Raw genomic sequence first — 2,236 nt, forward strand, 5'->3', positions numbered from 1 at the left:
AGGGTCTGCAACGGGCGAATCGAGCCCTTGAACGCCACCGCCATGATTACCGGCTGGGCGAAGGTCAAAGCGATCAGTCTCGCTTGGTCAGCGGTCATTTTCTGCCATTGTATGGACACCCCAACGAGGACTGGAATGATCGGTGGTTGCTCACTGAGGTGCGTCACGAGGGTCGCCAGCCTCAGGTTCTTGAAGAGTCCGCACATAAAATCCAGAGCCCTGACAACTTTCAACAGGGCTATCGCAATACCTTTTTCGCTACTCCCTGGCAGGCCTTGTATCGCCCGCCTCTGCATCATCCCAAACCGAGAATATTCGGCAGTCAGACTGCAGTGGTTACTGGCCCGAAAGATCAGGAAATTCACTGCGACCGGCATGGCCGGGTCAAGGTGCAGTTTCATTGGGACCGTGAAGGCGGCGGCGATGACAAGAGCAGTTGCTGGCTGCGCGTGTCGTCCAGCTGGGCTGGTAATCGCTACGGTGGCATGACCATTCCGCGGGTCGGCATGGAAGTGCTGGTGACGTTTCTGGAGGGCGACCCTGACCAGCCATTGATCAGCGGTTGCCTGTACCACGCCGAACACATCCCGCCCTACGACTTGCCTGCGCATCAGACGCGCAGCGTGTTCAGAACCCTGAGCAGCCCCGGCGGCAATGGCTCCAACGAACTACGCATCGAAGACCGGGCTGGTCAGGAGCATATCTACATCCATGCACAGCGCGACTGGGACCAAAACATCGAGCACGAGCAGAAAATAAGAGTCGGTCATGAGCGACACGACCGGGTCGAGGGCAACAGCTACAGCGAGTTCAAGGCTGAGGAGCATTGCACTGTCGATGGCAACCGGCTGACCGAAGTCAAAGCGGACGATCACCTGACGGTGAGTGGAACACAGCACATCAGAGTAAGTGATGGATTACTGGCACACGCCGGGCAGGAAATTCATCTCAAGGCCGGTAACAAGCTGATCATCGAAGCAGGGCTGGAGATCACCTTCAAAGCCGGTGGCTCCTTTATCAAAATCGATGCCGGCGGCGTGACGGTCAACGGCTCGCAGGTGAAGCTCAACTCAGGAGGCAGTCCTGGGAAAGGCTCGGAGGCGGCCCCGATCTTGCCAGATTTGGCAGTAAAGCCAGATGGGGGCGATTCAGGTGAAATGCTGGTTCCCGCACAGACACAGGCGATAAAACGCACGCCATTTTGTGAGGAATGCGCACCAGCAGCCGAGCAGGCAAACAAATGAATCAGGCCAATTATCTGTTGGTTGATGGCATGTTGCGGTCTGGGGCCGTAAAGCAACTTTATCGGCGTGACGAGCATCTTGAGATCGTTCCGCTGTATCTGGGCACACGTTGGGCTGGCGTCATGGATCTAGGGCCGATACTTGTACACGCACCTTATCCATCCAGACTGATAGAAGAGTGGCACCAACATCCTGAACAGCGGGCCGACGGCTGCACTTTTTTCAGCGATGCGCCTTTGAAAATCGTCTCGGCGCATTTGCAGCAGTTTCTGAACCCGGTCGATTACCTGGGTAACTCAAGTCTGCTGCGTTTTGCAGATCCGCTGGTGATGCATTACTGGCTATCCAGCTACGGAGCTGAACAGTTGAGCCCGACGCTCGGGCCTATAGATCAACTGTGGGTCCAATCCCCTTTACGCAGTTGGCAGCGTAGTCTCGGCTCAACCATCACCACATTTGTTAATCAACGTCCGCAACAAACCTCTCAGCAGGGCTTCACTCTGCTGTGCGATCCGCAGTTGAAAGCCTTTGAAAGCTGTTATCGATGGCTGTTCGAAGAACGCATTCATGACTGGGTCAAGGCTCACGATCCGCAAGCCTTCGTGAAGCAAAGTGATGATCAGATCGAAAGCTGGCTGAATCAAGCTTTGGACAGCGGGCTCGCGTGGGGACTTATCAGTGAATACGCATTAGCGACATGGGCCGACATCTGCCACGACTGGGGTCTGGATTTCATCAACTCGCCACAAGGTCACTACACCTCCTGGCAGAGTTTATACCCCGAGCATCAGCACCTGGCCCCGGAACTGCGCATAGCCGCGCTTGATGAACACCGTCAAAAAGTCCGTAACGACAGGGATGCCCCGCATGACCGATAAACACGGCACACACCAGCAACGACGCGCCGCACTGTTTCCCAAAACCCCGGCGACAGCCACCAGCCTTTGCCCGTTCAGAGGACCCAACGTCGCCATCGTGCCGGTGCGCTACGC

At 56.3% G+C, this 2,236-nt stretch carries 2 protein-coding genes; both read left to right on the forward strand.

What is annotated here, in order from left to right:
* Positions 1–1,244 (forward strand): type VI secretion system tip protein TssI/VgrG (gene tssI, locus RYB09_RS27040; RefSeq protein ID WP_316891013.1); only part of this gene is annotated, 1,244 nt, incomplete at its 5' end.
* Positions 1,241–2,122, forward strand: a complete 882-nt coding sequence (locus tag RYB09_RS27045; RefSeq protein ID WP_058402710.1) for a DUF4123 domain-containing protein — start codon at positions 1,241–1,243, stop codon at positions 2,120–2,122. The genes tssI and RYB09_RS27045, both read left to right, overlap by 4 nt.
* Positions 2,123–2,236 lie beyond the last annotated feature (114 nt).

Origin of the sequence: Pseudomonas syringae group sp. J254-4, from assembly GCF_032586855.1 — a bacterium.
Lineage (GTDB): Bacteria > Pseudomonadota > Gammaproteobacteria > Pseudomonadales > Pseudomonadaceae > Aquipseudomonas > Aquipseudomonas amygdali.